General features: G+C 68.5%; 18 protein-coding genes and 1 pseudogene. 6 read left to right on the forward strand and 13 right to left on the reverse strand.

What is annotated here, in order from left to right; translation table 11 throughout:
* Positions 1–3: 3 nt before the first annotated feature.
* From AC5677_RS05390 to AC5677_RS05435, 10 genes are all read right to left on the reverse strand, one after another.
* Entirely contained in the window at positions 4–855 is an 852-nt protein-coding gene (locus tag AC5677_RS05390) for a GvpL/GvpF family gas vesicle protein (protein ID WP_497193848.1), read from the reverse strand.
* Complete coding sequence (locus AC5677_RS05395; protein ID WP_497193849.1) at positions 852–1,211, reverse strand: gas vesicle protein; 360 nt, start codon at positions 1,209–1,211, stop codon at positions 852–854. Before AC5677_RS05395 ends, AC5677_RS05390 begins: the two co-directional genes overlap by 4 nt.
* 160 nt (positions 1,212–1,371) lie before the next feature.
* On the reverse strand, positions 1,372–1,596 hold the full coding sequence (locus AC5677_RS05400; protein ID WP_497193850.1) for a gas vesicle protein GvpG: 225 nt from the start codon (positions 1,594–1,596) through the stop codon (positions 1,372–1,374).
* Position 1,597: 1 nt separating this feature from the next.
* A complete protein-coding gene (locus tag AC5677_RS05405; protein WP_497193851.1) occupies positions 1,598–2,344 on the reverse strand; it encodes a GvpL/GvpF family gas vesicle protein in 747 nt (248 codons plus the stop codon).
* Positions 2,345–2,347: 3 nt separating this feature from the next.
* Positions 2,348–2,818, reverse strand: coding sequence for a gas vesicle protein GvpJ (gene gvpJ / locus AC5677_RS05410; RefSeq protein ID WP_497193852.1), 471 nt, complete (start codon positions 2,816–2,818; stop codon positions 2,348–2,350).
* Positions 2,819–2,854: 36 nt separating this feature from the next.
* Positions 2,855–3,169 (reverse strand): gas vesicle protein GvpO, encoded by a 315-nt coding sequence (locus tag AC5677_RS05415; protein WP_497193853.1) that lies wholly within the window; start codon positions 3,167–3,169, stop codon positions 2,855–2,857.
* A gap of 443 nt (positions 3,170–3,612) precedes the next feature.
* Positions 3,613–4,182, reverse strand: a complete 570-nt coding sequence (locus tag AC5677_RS05420) for a DUF5994 family protein (RefSeq protein ID WP_497193854.1) — start codon at positions 4,180–4,182, stop codon at positions 3,613–3,615.
* A 260-nt stretch (positions 4,183–4,442) separates the two neighbouring features.
* Positions 4,443–4,640: a hypothetical protein gene (locus tag AC5677_RS05425; protein WP_497193855.1), complete on the reverse strand. Its 198-nt coding sequence runs from the start codon at positions 4,638–4,640 to the stop codon at positions 4,443–4,445.
* 484 nt (positions 4,641–5,124) lie between these two features.
* Complete coding sequence (locus tag AC5677_RS05430) at positions 5,125–5,925, reverse strand: ribonuclease BN (protein WP_497193856.1); 801 nt, start codon at positions 5,923–5,925, stop codon at positions 5,125–5,127.
* Between the two features lie 53 nt (positions 5,926–5,978).
* On the reverse strand, positions 5,979–6,482 hold the full coding sequence (locus tag AC5677_RS05435; RefSeq protein WP_497193857.1) for a hypothetical protein: 504 nt from the start codon (positions 6,480–6,482) through the stop codon (positions 5,979–5,981).
* Positions 6,483–7,975: 1,493 nt separating this feature from the next.
* Here AC5677_RS05435 and AC5677_RS05440 point away from each other — a divergent pair.
* Entirely contained in the window at positions 7,976–8,935 is a 960-nt protein-coding gene (locus tag AC5677_RS05440) for an AI-2E family transporter (RefSeq protein WP_497196518.1), read from the forward strand.
* 382 nt (positions 8,936–9,317) lie between these two features.
* Here AC5677_RS05440 and AC5677_RS05445 read toward each other — a convergent pair whose 3' ends face one another.
* Complete coding sequence (locus AC5677_RS05445; protein ID WP_497193858.1) at positions 9,318–9,473, reverse strand: DUF6131 family protein; 156 nt, start codon at positions 9,471–9,473, stop codon at positions 9,318–9,320.
* A 359-nt stretch (positions 9,474–9,832) separates the two neighbouring features.
* Here AC5677_RS05445 and AC5677_RS05450 point away from each other — a divergent pair, with 359 nt between their 5' ends.
* The 3 genes from AC5677_RS05450 (at position 9,833) to AC5677_RS05460 (ending at position 12,372) form a co-directional block, all read left to right on the forward strand.
* Complete coding sequence (locus AC5677_RS05450) at positions 9,833–9,961, forward strand: LPFR motif small protein (protein ID WP_497193859.1); 129 nt, start codon at positions 9,833–9,835, stop codon at positions 9,959–9,961.
* A gap of 809 nt (positions 9,962–10,770) precedes the next feature.
* Positions 10,771–11,412, forward strand: coding sequence for a hypothetical protein (locus tag AC5677_RS05455; protein ID WP_497193860.1), 642 nt, complete (start codon positions 10,771–10,773; stop codon positions 11,410–11,412).
* A gap of 3 nt (positions 11,413–11,415) precedes the next feature.
* A complete protein-coding gene (locus tag AC5677_RS05460; protein ID WP_497193861.1) occupies positions 11,416–12,372 on the forward strand; it encodes an SRPBCC family protein in 957 nt (318 codons plus the stop codon).
* A 132-nt stretch (positions 12,373–12,504) separates the two neighbouring features.
* On the opposite strand, the gene AC5677_RS05465 is transcribed toward AC5677_RS05460, so the two are convergent.
* Complete coding sequence (locus tag AC5677_RS05465; protein ID WP_497193862.1) at positions 12,505–16,080, reverse strand: hypothetical protein; 3,576 nt, start codon at positions 16,078–16,080, stop codon at positions 12,505–12,507.
* A 232-nt stretch (positions 16,081–16,312) separates the two neighbouring features.
* Positions 16,313–16,429: pseudogene (locus AC5677_RS05470) on the reverse strand (transporter); the annotation flags it as partial.
* 228 nt (positions 16,430–16,657) lie between these two features.
* Here AC5677_RS05470 and AC5677_RS05475 point away from each other — a divergent pair.
* Positions 16,658–17,254, forward strand: a complete 597-nt coding sequence (locus AC5677_RS05475) for an RNA polymerase sigma factor (RefSeq protein ID WP_497193863.1) — start codon at positions 16,658–16,660, stop codon at positions 17,252–17,254.
* Entirely contained in the window at positions 17,235–17,516 is a 282-nt protein-coding gene (locus AC5677_RS05480) for a hypothetical protein (protein ID WP_497193864.1), read from the forward strand. Before AC5677_RS05475 ends, AC5677_RS05480 begins: the two co-directional genes overlap by 20 nt.
* Positions 17,517–17,549: the final 33 nt, after the last annotated feature.

The following is a 17,549-nucleotide window of genomic DNA, read 5'->3' on the forward strand; positions in this document are numbered from 1 at the left end:
GGGTCACACCTCCCCGACGAAGGAGTACGGCACCCACGGCCCGGACATCTCGATGTGTGCTCCGGTGCGACGCCGCAGGTCGACCACGGCGGCGCGGAGTTCTTCGGCCGCCGGGGCCGCGACCAGGTACGTCGCGTTGAGGATCTGTACCCGGTGTTCCTCCCCCGTCGCCTCCTGGCTGTGCAGGCGGAGCCGGCGGGCGGCCGTCGCCAGGCTGGACAGCGCGGTATCGACGTCCTCGGCGATCCGCAGCGTGCGGTCATGGTGCTGCTCCCGTGCTCGGTGCAGCCCGCGCTTCCGCTGGAGGTAGGCGCGGCCAGCACCGGTACCTGCCGGGGAGGCCGTCCGGGCGGACGCGGGCTCGCCGCCGCGAGGCGCGGCGGGCGTGGCCGACACGTAGACCTTGACCCCCCACTCGGCACGGCCGTCGATACGGTCCAGCGCCGCGCCGAAGCGGTCCGCGTCCCGGCCGAGGGCCTCCTTGGCGCGCGCTTCGCCGTGGTAGAGGGTGGCCAGCGCGAGGGGCACCGTCGGCCCGCAGGCGGCCGCCGCGGTGACCACCTCATGGTGGGCCCGTGCGCAGCGCTCCAGTTCCAGGCGGTCGCCGAGCCGCCGGTGCCAGGCCTCTTCCGTGAACTCGGCTGCCGGTACGTCCTGGACCGCCGCTGTGAGCGCGCCGAACGGCAGAGCGCGCACCGGGGAGCCGTCGGCGAGCCCCGGGAGTCCGGTCAGGTCCGCGGGGTCGAGTCGGCGGCACACGGCGAAGACGTAGACGGCGGTCTCGGCCCCCGCACCGGGGGACGGAGAACCGATGGCCGTGGGGTGCGTCGTACCGCTGACCACCTGCGTCGTCATGCGTCCGCCCCGCTCTTCGCGCGGGGGGCGCCCGACGCCTCGTCACCGTCGGCCTCCAGGGCTTCCAGGCGTTCGCGCAGCCGGCGGTTCTCGTCCCGGAGTTCGCTGCGGGCCGCCTTCGAACTGAGCGCCGGGTCCGTCTCCCACCAGTCGATGCCGGCTTTCCTCGCGGTATCGACCGAAGCGACGAACAGTCTCAGGCGGATGGTGAGCAGCTCGATATCGAGGAGGTCGATCTTGATGTCCCCGGCGATGACGATGCCCTTGTCGAGAACCCGTTCGAGGATGTCGGCAAGGTTGGCCGTACTGGGACCGGACGCGGGAGACACGCCCTGCCGGTAGTCGACGTCTGTCATGTGGTCGCCCATTCCGCCGTCCGCCTCATGGTCCGCGTCGCCTCCGTGCCCCTCGCCGCCCTCGTCATCTTCGTCGTCGGGCGGGCTTCTCTCTTCGACGCGCGGCCTCGCGCGCGCGAAAATTCACCGCGCCAGCCCTCGCGCGCGTATCGGGTTCGGGTCAGCATCCGTGCAACAGGTCGAGCAGCCGGTCCTCTTCGCGTTCGAAGGCCTCGGTGGAGAGATGACCGTTCTCGTACTCCTGATTCAGGGCGGCGAGCCGGACGCGGACCAGTGCCGGGTCGTGCAGCTCGCGGTCGGCGGCCTCGGCGAGTTGCCCGGCGACCCAGGTCACGCCCCGCACGGGAGCGAGCGGAAAGGTGAGCAGTCCGCTGATCAGCCCCATGTCATACGCCGATGCGTTCGGCGGCGTGCTCGGGCTCCAGGAAGCTGTAGCACGGGAGGGGGCCGGCGACCCTCAGGTCCGCCCGGTCGCGATGGCGCTGGGCCAGCAGGCGCACCTGCTCCGTGAATCCGTCGCAGTCATCCCGGCTGACCAGGAACGACACGTTCATCACGCATCCGGAGACCTCTGGCCCGGCGGCGACCGCATGAGCCGCGCGGCGCAGCTCCCCTACGGCGTCGCGCCCCGCTTCGGCGGCCCGGCGCGACAGCGCCGCCGCCACGGCCTCTCCCAGGCGGACGTTCGCCTCGTAGGTCGGTCGGCGGCGTACCGCCTCGCGCAGTTCGCGGACGGTGCGGTCGTCCTTGACCACGGCCGCGAGGGAGTCGTTGGCCGGCATCGCCTTGAGGTTGATCTCGACTCGGTCCGCGACCCGTTCCAGGACGGCCAGGTGCCGGTCCTCGGCATCCGCCAGCTGCCGGCGCACGGCCACCGCGTCGGGCGCGACCATGCCGAAGCGCATGGGGAGCAGCGGCCCCTGCTCGGCCAGCGTCAGCAGCAGCTCCTGGTGCGCCAGAAGGTCACGGCGGCGGGCGCGCAGCTGCGGTGGGGCGGGGCTGACGACCGCGGCGAGCCGCCCTTCCTCGATCGCCGTCACCGCCCCCGGCGGGTTCCCCACCCCGTGCAGAGCCGTGGGCACCGGATGCGCCGCCCGGACGATCCCGTAGACGTAGAGGCCGTCGTCGGTCACCGGTCAGTCCTCCCCGGAGCTGCGTCGGCGGGAGGCCGCTCCGGATCGGGCGGGGGCCCGCCGTCGCCTCGGCTGCGATTCCTCCTCGGACTCCCCGTCCTCGTCGTCGCCCGCCCCCACCGCGGTGCGAACGGTGTCGCCGACGGATTTGGCCACCTTCTTGACCTTGCTCTTCCCGATGCTCTTGGCGGCTTGCCCGCTGAACAGCTCGGGAACGGTGACGCTTCCCGAATCCCGCTCCAGGTCGAGGCGGTTACATGCCTCGGCGAAACGCAGATAGGTGTCGACGCTGGCGACGACGATGCGGGCATCGATCTTGAGGATCTCGATACCGACCAGCGACACACGGATGAACACGTCGATGACCATGCCCCGGTCCAGGATGAGCTCCAGCACGTCGTACAACGTGCCGGCTCGTGGCGGGCAGGGGACTACCTCGCCGGCGAAGCCGGAATACGTGCTCGTGGCGGCCATCTGTTGACGTCCTTTCATCGCATGAGGACCGTGCGCTCACTCGTCGGCCGAGCCTCGGCGATAGCGGCGGGTACGGAAGTACTCCAGCAGCTCGCCCTGCTCATCGAGCTTCACTTCGTAGGTGGCGAGCAGGCTCGTGGTGTCGGGAATGCGTGCCAGCTCAAGGACTTCCGCCTCGACACACCAGCCGTCCTCGGTGCGCCGGACGGCCGACACCCCCTCGACACGATGGCTGATCAGGCTTTGCAACAACTCGGCCGCACCACGCGCCGCGTCCCCCGGCCGCATCTCAGGCGCCTTCCGCTTCCGGGTGGCCGTCGACGAGGTGCGTGTCCGCGATCGCTCTGCCATAGGTCAAGTCTGATCGCCGCCCCGGCCACCGCACGCTGAGCAGAGCCGAACGGCGTCCCGTATCCGGTTCGTGCCGTCGGCGACGGACTCGGCCCCGCCCGCTCTCCGACGAGGTCGGAGCGCCGCCAGACAGGTGACCCCGCGAAGGCCATCGGCGGCGTCATCGCAGAGGTCGGGCCGGAACGGTGACGAGCCAGGAGGCTCCCTGCCCCCGGCCGGCGCCCGCAGTCCCGCTGAGCATCAGCACCACAGTCCGCACCGCTCGTCGCTGCACCCTGCGCGTTGCCGCTGTGGCCCTGACCTCAGCCGCCGCCTGCGGCGGGAAGGTCCGGACAAGAGACAAGCCCCAGGCTGTTGGCCTGGGGCTTCCTCCGGAGCGGGCTGCGGGATCGACGTTGCGCTCTCGATGACCGACACGATGCTCAGACAGCCGCCGCCGCATCTCATACCTGAGCAATGACGGCTTGGACGGGGGAACCTGAGGTCGGCAGGCTTGCGCCATGGCCGCCTTCGGAGTCCCAGACCGAGACCAGGGACAGTTCCACCTCCTCCGCGATCCGGCGTTGCTCCGCTTCGTCCATCAGGGCGCTCGCGGTGCGGGTGCCCCGCGGATCGGCGGCCTCGGTCATGAGCCGGGCGGCCGTGGCGGGGCTGGTCTCCGGAGGGATCACCAGCAGGTCCCAACGACCGACGCCGTAGGAGAGCAGCAGCAGCTTGTGGGGATCCTGCTCGGCCTTGAACCAGCCGACACCCACCACATGCCCGTCGACGGGCACCTTCCGTGGGATGACCGGCCAGAACGTGGGGTTCACCGTGACGTGGGTGATCCGCCCCCACAGGGGGTCAAGGGCGGCCGTCAGTGCGGGAAGTTCCGCCGTGAGGTCACGGGAGCGGGGCCACCACGCACCGTCGAGCAGAGCCGGAGCGGTGCCGGCCGGCGCCAGCATGAGTCGCAGGGGCAGCGAAGCGGTCCGGTCTTCGACCGCAGGCGGATACCGAATGGTCGTGGTCATGACGCGGACCTTGCCCCGGGCCGACCGTAACCCGCCCGGTGTCGTGAATCGCCGAAAACGACACGAGCGTGGAGCTGGTGTACGAAGTGCCCTCGGTAATTCCAGCTTACTCCTGGTAAGGCGCGCCGGGCCGATCCGGAGCGACGGGGTGAACGGCACAGGAGACCTTGGCGCAGGCGGCCCGAGAATGGCGAAGAGGCAGCGCCTCCCGTGCGAGCAGCTGGACGGTCTCGTCCGATATCGACTGCCAACGGGGACTGTCAGCCGCAGGACTGCGTGGGTCGGCCGGTCGGCCGGTCGGCCGGTCGGCCGAGGAAGGACAGCCGGGCTTGGCGTTCGGGGCCGTCCGGGTCGGCGTTCACCAGTACGACCGACTGTGACGTACCCAGCTCCAGCTCGCCATCGATGATCAGGTCGTTGAGCTCGGCGGCGCCGGCCGGCAACAGCCGTGCCGGCACTGAGGGCGGCGGCGAGCCGGGCGGCGGAGCGAGGCGAGTTCGGGGGTGCCGTCCAGGTCCGTGGCGGGCGGCAGGCACAGGAGTTGGGTGGCGAGGCGGCGGGGGCTCTCGGTCGCGAGGCCGACGGTGCAGGTGCGGTCGTCGAGGGCGTGCACGCGGCCGGGCGCGGGAACCAGGTGCGGGCGCACACGGTCTGAGCGTCGGTGGGGACGGTGGCGCGCAGCGTGTAGCGAGCGGGCGCTGCGGCGATACGCGCGGCGACGTACGCGGACGCGGCTCGGCTCGGCTCGGCTCGGCTCAGCTCAGCTCAGCTCGACTCGGCTCGGCTCGGCTCGGCTCGGCCGACAACTACCGCTTGGTGGTCCCGAGGGCGGGGCCTGGACCTGGCTCACCGAACACCCGACGTGCCAGGTGCTGAGCCGCGCGGCCTGCGGTATCCGGGAGCCGGCCGGGCACGGGGCGCGCATCCGTCTGCCCGGTCTTTTCAACGGTGTCGATGCTGAAGCACCAGTCGGCCGACCAGCGCACCGCCGAAAACCACCACGCCCACGCCGACCAGCCAGGACTGGACGACCAGGACGGTTCCGATGGCGCCGTAGGTGACGGCGCTGGACGCGATCAACGGCGAGAAGACAAACCGGGAGAAGACCCTGAGACCGATCAGCCCGGCCACCGTAGCCACCGCGCCGGGCAGCAGGGCGCCCCAGCCGACCCGCCCACCGAGCAGCATCCGCTGAGACCACCAGAAGAACAGCACAGCGCCCAGCAGCGCGACCGACGTGAGAGCCGAAGACTGTCGCCACAGCGTGGTGGTGGCGGACATGAAGAGGTACCCGACGAGTACGACGAGCCACAGCACATGCCGCCAGCGGGCATACCAGCGCGCCGGTGAGAGCTCCCAGACCCTCTCGTAACCGGTCTGCACCGCCGAGCCCAACGACAGACCGAAGACAGCAAGGGTGGCAAGGCCGAACGCGGTCGTGGTCCGTGCTGCCTGGCCGGGCCGAGTGAACAGCTGCCCGATTTGTCCCCTGGACGTCGCCGACACGCCGATCCCGTCCCCCAGCCACTGCGCGAACCCCCGCCCGTGTGTCGGATCACCCGCGGAGACAACGATCAGCAGCGGCACCAGCGTGAGGAACCCGAGCGCCGCGAAGCCCAGTGACCGCGATCCCAGCTCCAGCTCACGGCCCCGGCTCCATCCGCGCCCGACCGGCGAATGCCGGATCACCAGGCGCAGCCGTCCGAAGGGAGAGGGGCGGGTCGCGGCATCGGAAGGCTTCATCGGTGTGCCTGTCGACTACACGGTCGACGACGTCGCCGCCATCTCACGGGCTGTCAGGAATCACGCTGCGTGCCTCGGGGGGAGAAGACCGCCGCCGCGGCCGTGAGGCGCAGTGTCTCCAGCGTGTCGATCTGTCCCCGTGCCCGGTCCAGCAGATCGTGCAGCTGGGCTTCATCCAGGCGGGGTTCCCCCGCGGCCACGACCAGCAGCGTGCGCCAGATCAGGGTCTTCCCCTCGACTCCCAGCCGCAGGGTCTCCAGCTCGATCAGCGTACTCAGCGCGGAGCGCCGGTACAGGACGCCGTTCGGCTTCAGGCGCCCCAGCCTTTCGGCCGCCCAGCCGCCGTAGACCTTGTAGCGGCGTGCGGAGACGCCGAGCGCGTCCATGACTTCGAGCAGGCTCCGCCGGTCCTCGGCGATCTCGTCGGCGATGCGTTGCAGGTCGGTGCTGCGCGCCGAGTGGCGGTGCTGGTGGGCGATGCGCTGCGCAAGCCCGACGCCGAAGGTGGCACCGGACAAGTGGTCATTCAGGTAGATCCCGAGCTTGTCGCGATGCACCCCGGACCCCTTCTCGCCTGTCCTCGGCGATTTCCTCGACGCTTTCCTCGACGCTTTCCTCGACGGTGCGAGCGCGTACACAAGCGGGTGGGAAGCACCTGCTCGGATTCCCCCGCACACACGACAGCAAACCGCGGGGGAAGGGAGCCGGCGCGGCGAAATGCCGGGGACGAACCCGAACGGCTCAGGGGTCCAAGGGCTGTAGTGCTGCATCGGAATTCTCGGCGCCGGCTCGGCAATGCCTGTTCCCGGGTCTGTGCGCCGAGCGGCCGACGCCACCGGCAGTCGGCACCTGCCGGCCGGAGGCCGCGGAGACGAAGTCGCGGGCAACGGCAAGCAGGCCACGGCCGGGGTTAGGGACGCCTTCAAGCACTGACCGATCGATCCGCCCGTGGACCTGACGATGGCTCAGGTCGGTGGTGACGCGCCCCAGGGCTCAGGTCGGTGGTGACGCGCCCCAGGGCTCCGGTCCCGGACACGCTGCCGTCACCGTTGGTGGCTGGAGGTTTCGCCGGCGCCGGCTGATCGGCGCTATGGGCCAGGCCGCGTGCGTTCTGCAGGAGCCTGGTTCAGCGCTGACCGGTTCCGCCAACGGGACGCGGCCTATTGGGTGGCATCGCACGTACCGCAACGACTCAGGCCCGCGAGTTCGGTGTTGCCCTCAGTCACCTTGAGCGGGTTGGATTCCGAGAGCCGTCACCACGTGCCTGGAGCGGAAGCGGTCACCCAGCCAAACGTCGGGGCCTGAATCCGGCTGTCCGAGAGGTGAGCACACCCGGGTAGGTGGGCCTTGCCGCTCTCATGAACGATGATTGCCCCCGTCGGCCAGCCTTCCCAGCCCGGCTTTGCCCCATCAGGGCGTTTGCCGGCACGGCGTACACGGTCGTCAGGCACACAGTCAGCACAGTTGTGCATTTCATGGCGCTCGCAATACAGCATGGCGTTCCCCCTGTGCTCCGGTCAGCCCATCCAGCCTAGAAGATCGCTCGCCTGCACCATCGCTTGTCGAGGTGCGAGCGCTCCGCTGCCCATGCGCAGTTGCCCCTATGGCGGAGGTCATGATGGTGAAGGCCTGACCAGGTTGAAGATCTCTCGGTCGACGTAGCGTTTGAGGCAGCGGACGATCTCGGTGCAGAGCGCCTGGGGACGGCCCGCAACCCCGGTGTGCACCTCTCCGCCTCTCGGCGTCGCTCAGCGGCACGACGTCCTCCGGGGCCGCGGGCAGCGGACTGAAGGCGCGAGCTGTCGCGTCGGTCAGCGGAAGGACGGCGGCCGTAGTTGTCCAATGGTCGAATCAGCCTGGGCGTGCCCCCAAGGTTTCGCCCGGAATCAACGCTCTTGATTGCCAGGACATCGAAATGACATCCGAAAGTTCTCGGGGCGGGCAGCCCTCCGGTGGGAAATGGAGACGCACGGGGCGGCGCCGCGGCGGCCTGCGGTTCTGGTTCGCCGCAGGCTTCAGTGCCACTCTCGGCGGTGCGCTCGCCTATTGGCTGGCACACGAAGCCCTACGGCTCAGCGAACTGATGATCCTTCTGCTCATGTCCCTCTTCGTAGCCGTCAGTCTGGACCCCGTCGTGCGGTGGCTGGTACGGCACCGGCTGCCCCGGGGGTGGGCGGTCACCGTGGTGCTCCTGGCATTCGTCGTCCTGCTGGCGGGATTCCTGGCGCTGGTGATTCCTCCGGTCGCTGAAGAGGTCTCCGCATTCACCCATGCCATGACCCGCTGGCTGCGGCAGCTCCACGACAACCACACCGCTCTGGGGAGATTCGAGGCCCGATTCCACCTGTTCAGCAAATTGCGTGAGCAGTTCACTTCCGGGGCCTCCTCGCGTGTGGTCGGAGGTCTTCTCGGAGCGGGACAACTGGTGGTCAGCACGGTCACAGCAGGCCTGGTGGTCGTGGTGGTGGCGCTGTACTGCATGGCCGGCCTGCCGCAGATCAAGAAATTCTGCTTCCAGTTCGTCCCGGGCAGCCGTCGAGCGGAGATGGAAGCTCTCACCGAAGAAATCCTCACCCGGACCGGCTGGTACATGCTGGGGAATGTCTTCACGTCCGGAATCGCGGGCCTGGCCACATTCATCTGGTGCGCCACGACCGGCGTCCCCTATTCGGCGGCGCTCGGCGTTCTCGTCGCCTTGCTGGACTTGGTGCCGATCGTGGGCTCCACCATCGGAGGGGTCGTCGTCAGCCTCGTCGCGCTGGCAGTCTCTCTTCCCATCGCCATCGGCACGGCCGCTTTCTACACCGTCTTCCGGCTCGCGGAGGACTACTTCATCGTGCCTCGCGTGATGAAATACGCCGTACGGATTCATCCCATCGTCACCGTGGTCGCGGTGCTGGTCGGCGCGGCTTTGATCGGCATCATCGGTGCGTTGCTCGCCATTCCCGCGGCCATCGCCCTGGGGCTCGTCCTCGACGAGTTCGTCTTCCCGAAAATCAGGGCCGCCTGACGGGCCGTCGCCCCTTGCTGTCGACTCCACAACCTCAGGAGATTGGCCCGCTGAGGGAGGAACGACATCACGGAGGCTTCAGATGCCGACCGCGCTGAGGTACGAACGCGACCGGGTCAGGGCCTGGCCCGATGACTGGCTGGCCGGTTGACTCAGATGGCCACCACGAGAAACTCGCCTTGGACCTCCTGCCACCTGCGGCGGAACTCCTCCTCGGGACCGAGATGTGGCCCCTTCTCCAAGGCGCGATAGTGCACCACCGTGCTCCACAGTTCCTCCGTGGTCGCCTGATGCCGACTGCTTCGGGCGTGCTGCGGCGGTCCCGTGGCACCTCGACCCAAGTCGGCGGGACGGTCACCGCCGAGCAGGCACGCACATGCTTCTACCAATAGTGCTTTCGCCCGAAGACTGCGTGGCCCATCGCGCCGAGAATCCAGAAAATCAGCCCGAGTACGACAAGGACAGCTCCGATGGTCCACAAAATGGCGATGCCGGCCACGAAACCTACGACGAGGAGAATGATCCCGAGAACGATCACGATCCCACTCCCTTCTCGTGCGAAAGTGCGAACGTTCCCTTCTACTGTGATCCCCTCATATGGGAACGGCAAGCGGCGCGAGCCTCTGGCGCCCTCGGGTGATTGCGGCCGGGCACCTGAAAGATCAGAAGCGGCCAACGGCAGGAGCGACGTCGTCGCGGAGACCGTCGGTTTCAAGGGCCCTGACGGGACGGGAATCGACGGGTGTGCTGAGCAGGTGGCAGCTTCACTGCGCGGGCCTCAGAATGAATTCAGGGAGGCGTCCATTCCGTGTGTGCAGCATGCCGTTGGGCAACACAACAGGCGCCGCACGGCGGCACCTCGCCCGATGCAGAAGTGCAGACCTTCGGAGGATCTCCATGCTCACGGCCATCGCAGACGTCTTGAGATCTATCGGTGGCGCCATTGCCACCGTCGTCACCCTCCCCTTCCGCGCCGCCGCCCGGCTGTTCGGCGGAGCCTCCGACAGCGCCCACGGACATCACTGACAATGACCGACACCGGGTTCAGGCCTTGGGCGGCCGCTTCCTCGGCCGGAGAGATGACATGTGTGGCTGTCCGAACAAGGGTCTGGAGGATCGGTGTTGCGGCGTAGGACGCATTTCGCGCATTGATCGCGTAACTCGCTCGCGAAGTTGATGCGGCCGCGTTGGCGAATAGCTCGCACGCAGTCGTGCTGGATCTCGACCGGCTCGTGGTCTCCCAGTGGGCAGGGCGGTGTGCGCTGTCGCTTATGCCGATTCCAGTCGCCGTTCGAGTCCCCGATATCGGCTGCGCCGGCGCAGTGGCGCAAGCCGCGGACGGTGCAATGTCCCCGGCCAGGGTCCCCCTGCGCGGAGCCCTCTCGGCCCCCTCGGCGGGGACCGCCCGGCCGACGTCGCCACATTGCCCGCTGATTGCGATCCGTTCGGCCCGTGCCTAAGTACACGTGAGCATCTGGGAGTTGGTGGGGAGCCCGGCTCCAGTGGCCGGAGCAGCCAGTCATCCATTGCCGAGCGAGCGTTTACGCACGGTGGAGCACGACTACCCAGGGTTTCTGTGCCCATGGTCACGGAGTGCGCAGCAGCTGCCACGGCAGGTGCTGCGCACTCCGTTCCGCTGCTGGACGGGAGTGGGCACTTCGCGAGGACTTTGCCGGGGAGATGCGTTCCAGCGGATGTGGAGTGAAGGTGGAAACGGGGCCACTGCCGCCTCGAGAGGCATCGTGCAGAGACGTTACGAGGAGCCGGCGGCAGCGAAAGGCCGCCACTGCTTGGCCTGAGCAGGCTGATCCCACGAACGTGACACGAGGCCATCCATGGATACCGAGAAGAAAGCCACCCTTGGCGCTGCGATAGCGGCCGGGTATGTCCTGGGCCGGACCAAAAAAGGCAAGCTCGCCATCGGGGTCGCCTCGATGCTTGCAGGCCAGGGGTTCCTGAGTCCGCGAGAACTGATCGTCCAAGGGGTACGCAAGCTGGCGGAGACCCCCCAGGCCGCACAGCTCATCGACCAGGTGCGAGGGGAGCTCCTGGAGTCCGGGCGTTCCGCCCTGTCCGCGACGGCCGACCGCGGCTTCGAATCACTTGCCGATGCCCTGCAGCAGCGCACGAGTGCCCTGGAGGAACCGCCGGAAGACGAGGAAGAAGAAGTCGAGGAAGAGGACGAGGACGAGGAAGAAGACGAAGGACCGGACGAGGAAGAAGAGGAAGAGGAAGAAGAAGCCGACGAGGAGGAAGAGGAGAAGTCCTCGCGCCGGCGGCCAAGGAAGAAGACGGCCGCGAAACGTGGCCGCGCAAAGAAGCCACCGGCGAAGAAGACAGCAGCCAGGAAGGCCCCGCCGAAGAAGCACCCTGCCAGAAAGGCCCCGGCGAAGAAGGCGGCAGCGGGCAAGACGACGGCAGGGAAGTCCGGCACCAAGAAGACCTCGACATCCCGCCGCACCGGCCGCAGGAGGTAAGCAATGGCCAAGAAGGAGGACAACACGGCTCAAGGCAAGCCCTCTGGCCTCGACTTGCTCAAAGAGCAGCTTGCCGGATTCGCTGAAGCGCAGGGCCAAAAGCTGGTGGAAAAGGCTGGAGACAAAATCACCGATCTCGCGCAGGACCTGGGCCAGGTGGCTGACGGCAACAGCAGCCTCCTCAACGTCGGGAAGCGCGTTCTCGGTGGCGAGTCACCCGTCAAAGCCTTTCTCAGCGAGAAAGCCGGGGACCTCAAGGACAAGGCGATCGACACCGTCAAGAGCGCCTTCGGTGGTGGGGGCGGAAAATCCGGGGACAAGAAGGTCATCAATATCGTCGAGGCCATCGACGTCGGCATGCCCCTGCGCACCGTCTATGACCGCTGGACGCAGCTCGAGGAGTTCAGCAGCTTCACCAAGGGAGTGAAGAGCGTCTCGCAGTCGGACGAGATAGAGAGCAACTGGAAGCTCAAAGTGGCCCTCTCCAGCCGCAGTTGGAAAGCGACCGTCCAAGAGCAGGTCCCCGACGAGCGGATCGTGTGGAACTCCGAAGGAGGCAAGGGCACCACACGCGGCGCCATCAGCTTCCACGAACTGACCCCGAACCTCACACGCATCGTCGCGGTCGTCGAGTACTACCCCTCCGGATTCTTCGAGAAGACCGGCAACATCTGGCGCGCGCAGGGACGCCGTCTCCGGCTGGACCTCAAGCACTTCCAGCGGTACGCCACGCTCACGGCGGACGAGGATATCGAAGGCTGGCGCGGAGAAATCCGTGACGGGGAGGTCGTCCGAACCCACGAAGAGGGGCTCGAAGACGACGAGGACCAGGACTTCGACGAGGAAGAAGAGGCTGAGGAATTCGAGGAAGAGCCCGAAGAAGATGACGACGAAAACGCAGAATTTGACGAAGAGGAGGACGAGGAAGAAGAGGAAGACGAGGAAGATGAGGAGGAGTGAGGCTATCGCGCGAGCGGGCGCGGGCGCGGGACGACGTGCCTCCAGGTCACGTCGCGATCAACGTCGGGCCGCCCCCTCAGAGGCATACCTCCGACGCTGACGGGTGGCGAGCCGGAAGGAACAGCCGGGAGGTCATGATGCCGCGCCGGTCGTCGGGACGGACATCACCATGGAGCGGCTGGAGGCGGCGACCATGGCGAGGGTCCCGCCCACGGAGTTGCCGATGGTGTCGATGCCGACCTTGACCGGGATCGACCATTCGCCTTGGCTGTCACGGATTTTCGGAACGTTGAGGAAGGCCGTGACTCCGGTGGCAAGGATGAGGAAGGACGCCGCCAGCGCCCAGCCCTTCAGCTGTTGGTCGACGACCTGATAGATCGCGTAGCCGAGGCCGGCGAGCCCGACCACCGTCAGCAGGACAGGACCCGCTGTCCGGGCGAACTTCCTTGCCTTCTCGCTCTTGACGAATACCCACACCCCGATGCCGACGGCTGACGCAGCGATGGTGCCGGCGAAGATACTCCAGCCCAGGCCCGCCCATTTGAGCCCCTTCCAGCCCAGCCCGGCGTGCGAGAGTCCGACGATGATCGCCGAAGCGGCCAGGCTCACTCCGGTGAACCAGCCCGGAGTCTCCTCCCCCAGTATGTCGGCCGTGGTGGCCGTCATGACGCTCATTGCCTGGAGCAGTCCACCCACCATGAGGCAGGTCTCGATGGCCCCGTACTCCTCCTCGGCGCCCTCGCCCGCAGCGGCCGGCCGGGGCAGACTGCCGTGCGGGAAGGGCTGGTCGTCGGCGCCGTACAAGAGCTTGTAGGCGACCGTGACCGGAAGTGCGGCCAGCAGGGCGAGGAGCCCCCCGAAGGTCAGCTTGTCACCCAGGTGACCCGCCAGAGAGGCGAGCCAATCCCAGAGTGTGTTGAGGGGGCCCAGATGCAGCTCCCTGTTGAGCATGGCTTGAAACGCCTGGACGCCGTTCTCCACGAGCCGTTCGACCTCGGCGACGAGCGCGCCGGCGAGGTCGAGCCCTACATCGATGACGCCTTCGCCGGCGGTCGCGAACTCCCCGAGGGAAGCATCGGGGTTCGTCAGCAGGCCGCCGACTGCCCGTGCGTACGCCACACCCGATTCCCCCAGCGCGGCGCCGGCCTGATCCACCCAAGAGGCCAGCGAATCGGGCACCTCGTAGCCCTCGGCGCTGCTTTCGTCCGTGAACAGCGGCACGGAATGCGCCTGCACCTTGTCCATCAGCCAGTTCCGGTGCACATCGTGCCCGGACGTCGCTCCGGCCACCCCGGAGTGGGAGTCGGGCACTTTCGGCACCAGGGATCGACCGCCGTGCTCCTTGGCGAACCGCTGGATGCACGTGTGCAGGTCTCGCTTACCCTGGCCGATCCACTGGCGCGCGTCCTGGGAGGCTTCCTGGGCCGCGTTGCGCAGCAGGGTTCCGGCGGAGTCCATGGCCTGCTCGAACGCCTTTTTGGTGTTCCAGATGTCGCGGAAACTGAAGAGTGCCTTCAGCCACTCGATGATCTTCTCGATGGCGGCGCCGATGGCCTTGAGGACCTGCACGATGAAGTGCGCGACCTGCTCCAGCGCGTGCATGGCGAGCTTGACGCCTTTGATCACGATCTTGCCGATGCGCACCGCCAGCGTCACGAGCTTCTTTCCTCCTTCCACGACGGCGTCGGTGATGACCATGGCGCCCCGCTTGAGGCCGTGCCAGACGTCGCCCGCGACCTTCTTGAACTTGTGCCACTTGTCCTTGATCCAATCCCCGAGGTCGAAGACGGACTCGGGCATCTCGCCGGTCACTCCCGGAGCGAGGGCCACGCCGGGGTTCCCCGCCATCAGGGTCAGCTGATGTTGCACGTCCTCCTGGGTCCGCAGGGTCGCGCACGTGACGGCGCCGCGGCCCGCCGTGCCACCGTCACCGACGGCGAAGTGGAAGCCGGCGTCGCTGGTCTCCATGCCGAGGCCGATGGCCGCGCTCTTGCGAATGGCCTTGGCCGCGCCTTCCGCGTCGCCCGGATCGGCGCCGGGCGCGAGCTTGTACAGCCCCTTGCCGTCCTCAGTGAACTCGGGGAGTCCGCCACCTGGATTGGTCGGGTTGAGCGTCTTCCGCTTTCCGGCCAGATACTCATGCACCGTACGGCCGGGCTCCAGGACGACGGGAACCGGCAGGCCCTTGGCGGTCAGCTCCAGACGGGGCGTGGCCAGCCCGTCCGCGGGCAGCGAGACGGTCAGTCGGCCGTAGGCGTCGGTGAACAGTTCGGCCGGTTCCCTGCTGACCGCGACGGTGTGCCCCTGACAGGCGATGCGGCACGGCGCGCTTCCGTCAGCCACCTTCAACGACACTCGGCAGCCGGGCACCGGGACTCCGTGGTCGTCGGTGAGGACCGCCTCCAGCCGGTGCCGGGGCATCTCGTGCAGCTGTGTCCCGCCCTCCGGCGCCCCGGCGGCGGCCTCCCCGGGCTTGTGCTCCGGCACGTGAACGCGCACGGTGGCCTCTTGCCACATGCCGGTCTTCTCGTCCTGGAGATCCAGCCGCAGGCTCGTGCCGTCCCGCGTGTAGGAGAACAGGGCCGTGGAGTGACCCGGGGCGTGACTGATCGAGGTACCGCCGATGTTCCGGTCGAGGGGTACCGGCGGCGCCCACCGCAGGGTGCCGTCCGCCTCCCGGGGCCGGTCGGGGTCCTGGCGCATCGCCCAGAGCGTGCCGTCGTCGTCCTCTCCGTAGAGGTCCCAGGCCGCATCGACGTGGGTGAGCCCGGTCAGCTGCACCGCATCCGCCCGGAAGCTCAGCCGCCCCATGGACCTGGTGGTCATGGGGAAACTCCGGTTGCGGGGCTCACCGGCCCTTCCCCCTTGGACGGTGACCCGGAGCTGGTGCAACCCTCCGTCCTGCGTGCGCACCAGATACAGGACTCCGGAATCGCCGAGGCCCAGCCCCCCGATCACGGCATCGACCGGCTGGCCGAAGTCGTGCGTGAGGACGCGCCCTTCCGTCCGGTGAAGGCTCGAATTGATCCCGACCGTCACCGCGGACCTGCTCGGCCACGCAGCGAACACCCACGAGTCACCGCGAGCGCGCCGCAGCAACACGGCACGCGCCGTGGAATCCGCCCGCATCGCGACGCTGAAGTGCTCGTGGGCGCCGTCCTCGCCGACAGTGAGGTACAGCGCCGTGGGTGTGTCCCTGAATCGCCCGTACACCAGCGGCCCGTGCCCCGGCGTGTAGGCCACCTGCAGCCCGATGAGCCCGCGGGCGGGAACGTACTCCTCCGGCTTCCCCCAGCCGGCCTCCCTCAGATGGGAGAGGTAGATCCGCTCCCCGGAGCGGAAGAAGCACTGCACGACGGTCGGCCCCGCCTCGACGATCACCATCTCCTCCGGGGCGTGATCGGAGAACACCCGCTCCGCAACCCAGCCCGACTCGTGCCCCAGCTGCGGCAACACATGGAGGACCTGCGGCTTGTCCGCACCCGCCGGCCAGGTACGCACCAGGGCCTCGTGCTGCAGGTCGGGCAGTTTCGGGAACCGATAGGGGTTGCGGAAGGCGAGAACCGGCTTCGCCGCGCCCTCTTTGGTCAGGGACAGCGGGTTGCCGAAGAGAGTGTCCTGGCTGATCACATCCGTGACCGTGACCTGGCTCGGCAGCGGCCTCGCCGGCCGGGGCCGGGTCTTTTCCTGGGGCGGGGACGTCTGCATGCGCGAGACCTGCCTTGCGGTGAGGGTCGGACAAGGGCGAGCTGATGGAGGCGCCCAGCGGACGCATCGCCACCCGAGCGCGGTGTGCCCGGTATTGAAGGCGGATCAAGCATTCGCACAACCTGGCTCCCACCGCGAGTGCACGCGCCGTGCCCTGCCGACCACAGCACCGGATAGCCCCAGGCAAGGCGAATGAACGGGGGAAAGGCCCATCGCGCGACGCACCGAAGTGCTCCTTGCCGAAGAAGCGGTAGCGAACCAGGTCGATGCTGCGCCGGTGCTCACGCGCGGCGTGCACGTCGTAGGGGGTGGAGTCGCCGGCCACGCAGATCGGCCGGGGTGCGCTCACGCGAACAAGGGCCGGTACGGTCGCCGCGTCCGGCGCGCCCCGGCGCGGCCCGCCGTCACCCGTGTGGACAGAGGCTGAATCCTTTCGCGCGGCCCGCGCCTCTTATACCTGTCCCGACGAACGTCGGACAGGACCTGGAGGTTGTCGTGATCGTTGGTATCGGTGTCGCGGTGGGTCTGGTGCTGCTCTGCACCTGCATGTTCGTCCTGAAGCGCAAGCGAGGTGAGCGTGGCTGACACGGTCTGGCCCAGCGAACAGCTGATCGTCGCCGCGCAGAGCGGTGACGTGGCCGCGATCACCGCGCTGGTGTCGGACTCCCACCCGACCGTGCAGCGCTTCGCCCACTCCCTCTGCGCGACCCCGGAGGACGCCGAGGACGCGGCGCAGGAAGCCTTGATCATCCTGTACCGCAAGATCGGGATGCTGCGGGCCTCCGGCGCACTGGCGTCATGGATGTTCCGCATCGTCCGCAACGAGTGTCTGCGGCGCGCCCGGACGATGCTGCGGGACCATCCACCGCTGCCGGGCGCCGCCATGGCGACGGCCGTGGACACCGCCGTGGCCTCGGCCGAGGAGGAGGCGCTGCGGCGCCTGGACGCGAGCAGGGTGGCGGCGGCGGTCGCCGCCCTGCCGTCCGACCAGCGCCGGGTGCTGATCATGAGAGACATCCAGGGCCACAGCGGACGGACGGTCGCCGATGCGCTGGGCCTCAGCACGGCGGCGATGAAATCCCGTCTGCACCGGGCCCGCGCCGCGGTTCGGCACACGCTCCGCGCCACATCCGACTCGGCTCCTGGGGGAAGCGATGCCCGGAACGAAGACTGACGGCCCCGACTACGCGAGCGATTCCCTGCCCCGGCACCTGGTGCGCGGCGCGGTGGGATTCGGCGCGCTGGTCGGCTCGGTAGCCCTGATCCCGGCCGTCGGGCCGGGCAGCCTGGTGCTCCTGCCGGCCGGTCTGTTCGCGTTGCGCGGCTGCCCGATGTGCTGGGCGGTCGGGCTGATGCAGACCCTTTCCCGAGGCCGACTGCAGCGCTCCTGCAAGGACGGCCGGTGCACATTGACCAGCGCGGACGTTCCACCGTGACACCGCCGACGAGCCGGGCGGCCCGGTCCCCCT

The organism is Streptomyces sp. JLSY215 (assembly GCF_059682825.1).

Coding starts and splice junctions, on each gene's coding strand:
- AC5677_RS05480 (WP_497193864.1), top strand. CDS start 17,235: ATGCCCGGAACGAAGACTGACGGCCCCGACTACGCGAGCGATTCCCTG.
- AC5677_RS05455 (WP_497193860.1), top strand. CDS start 10,771: ATGGATACCGAGAAGAAAGCCACCCTTGGCGCTGCGATAGCGGCCGGG.
- AC5677_RS05400 (WP_497193850.1), bottom strand. CDS start 1,596: ATGGGGCTGATCAGCGGACTGCTCACCTTTCCGCTCGCTCCCGTGCGG.
- gvpJ (WP_497193852.1), bottom strand. CDS start 2,818: ATGGCCGCCACGAGCACGTATTCCGGCTTCGCCGGCGAGGTAGTCCCC.
- AC5677_RS05420 (WP_497193854.1), bottom strand. CDS start 4,182: ATGACCACGACCATTCGGTATCCGCCTGCGGTCGAAGACCGGACCGCT.
- AC5677_RS05430 (WP_497193856.1), bottom strand. CDS start 5,925: ATGAAGCCTTCCGATGCCGCGACCCGCCCCTCTCCCTTCGGACGGCTG.
- AC5677_RS05390 (WP_497193848.1), bottom strand. CDS start 855: ATGACGACGCAGGTGGTCAGCGGTACGACGCACCCCACGGCCATCGGT.
- AC5677_RS05465 (WP_497193862.1), bottom strand. CDS start 16,080: ATGCAGACGTCCCCGCCCCAGGAAAAGACCCGGCCCCGGCCGGCGAGG.
- AC5677_RS05415 (WP_497193853.1), bottom strand. CDS start 3,169: ATGGCAGAGCGATCGCGGACACGCACCTCGTCGACGGCCACCCGGAAG.
- AC5677_RS05460 (WP_497193861.1), top strand. CDS start 11,416: ATGGCCAAGAAGGAGGACAACACGGCTCAAGGCAAGCCCTCTGGCCTC.
- AC5677_RS05450 (WP_497193859.1), top strand. CDS start 9,833: ATGCTCACGGCCATCGCAGACGTCTTGAGATCTATCGGTGGCGCCATT.
- AC5677_RS05395 (WP_497193849.1), bottom strand. CDS start 1,211: ATGACAGACGTCGACTACCGGCAGGGCGTGTCTCCCGCGTCCGGTCCC.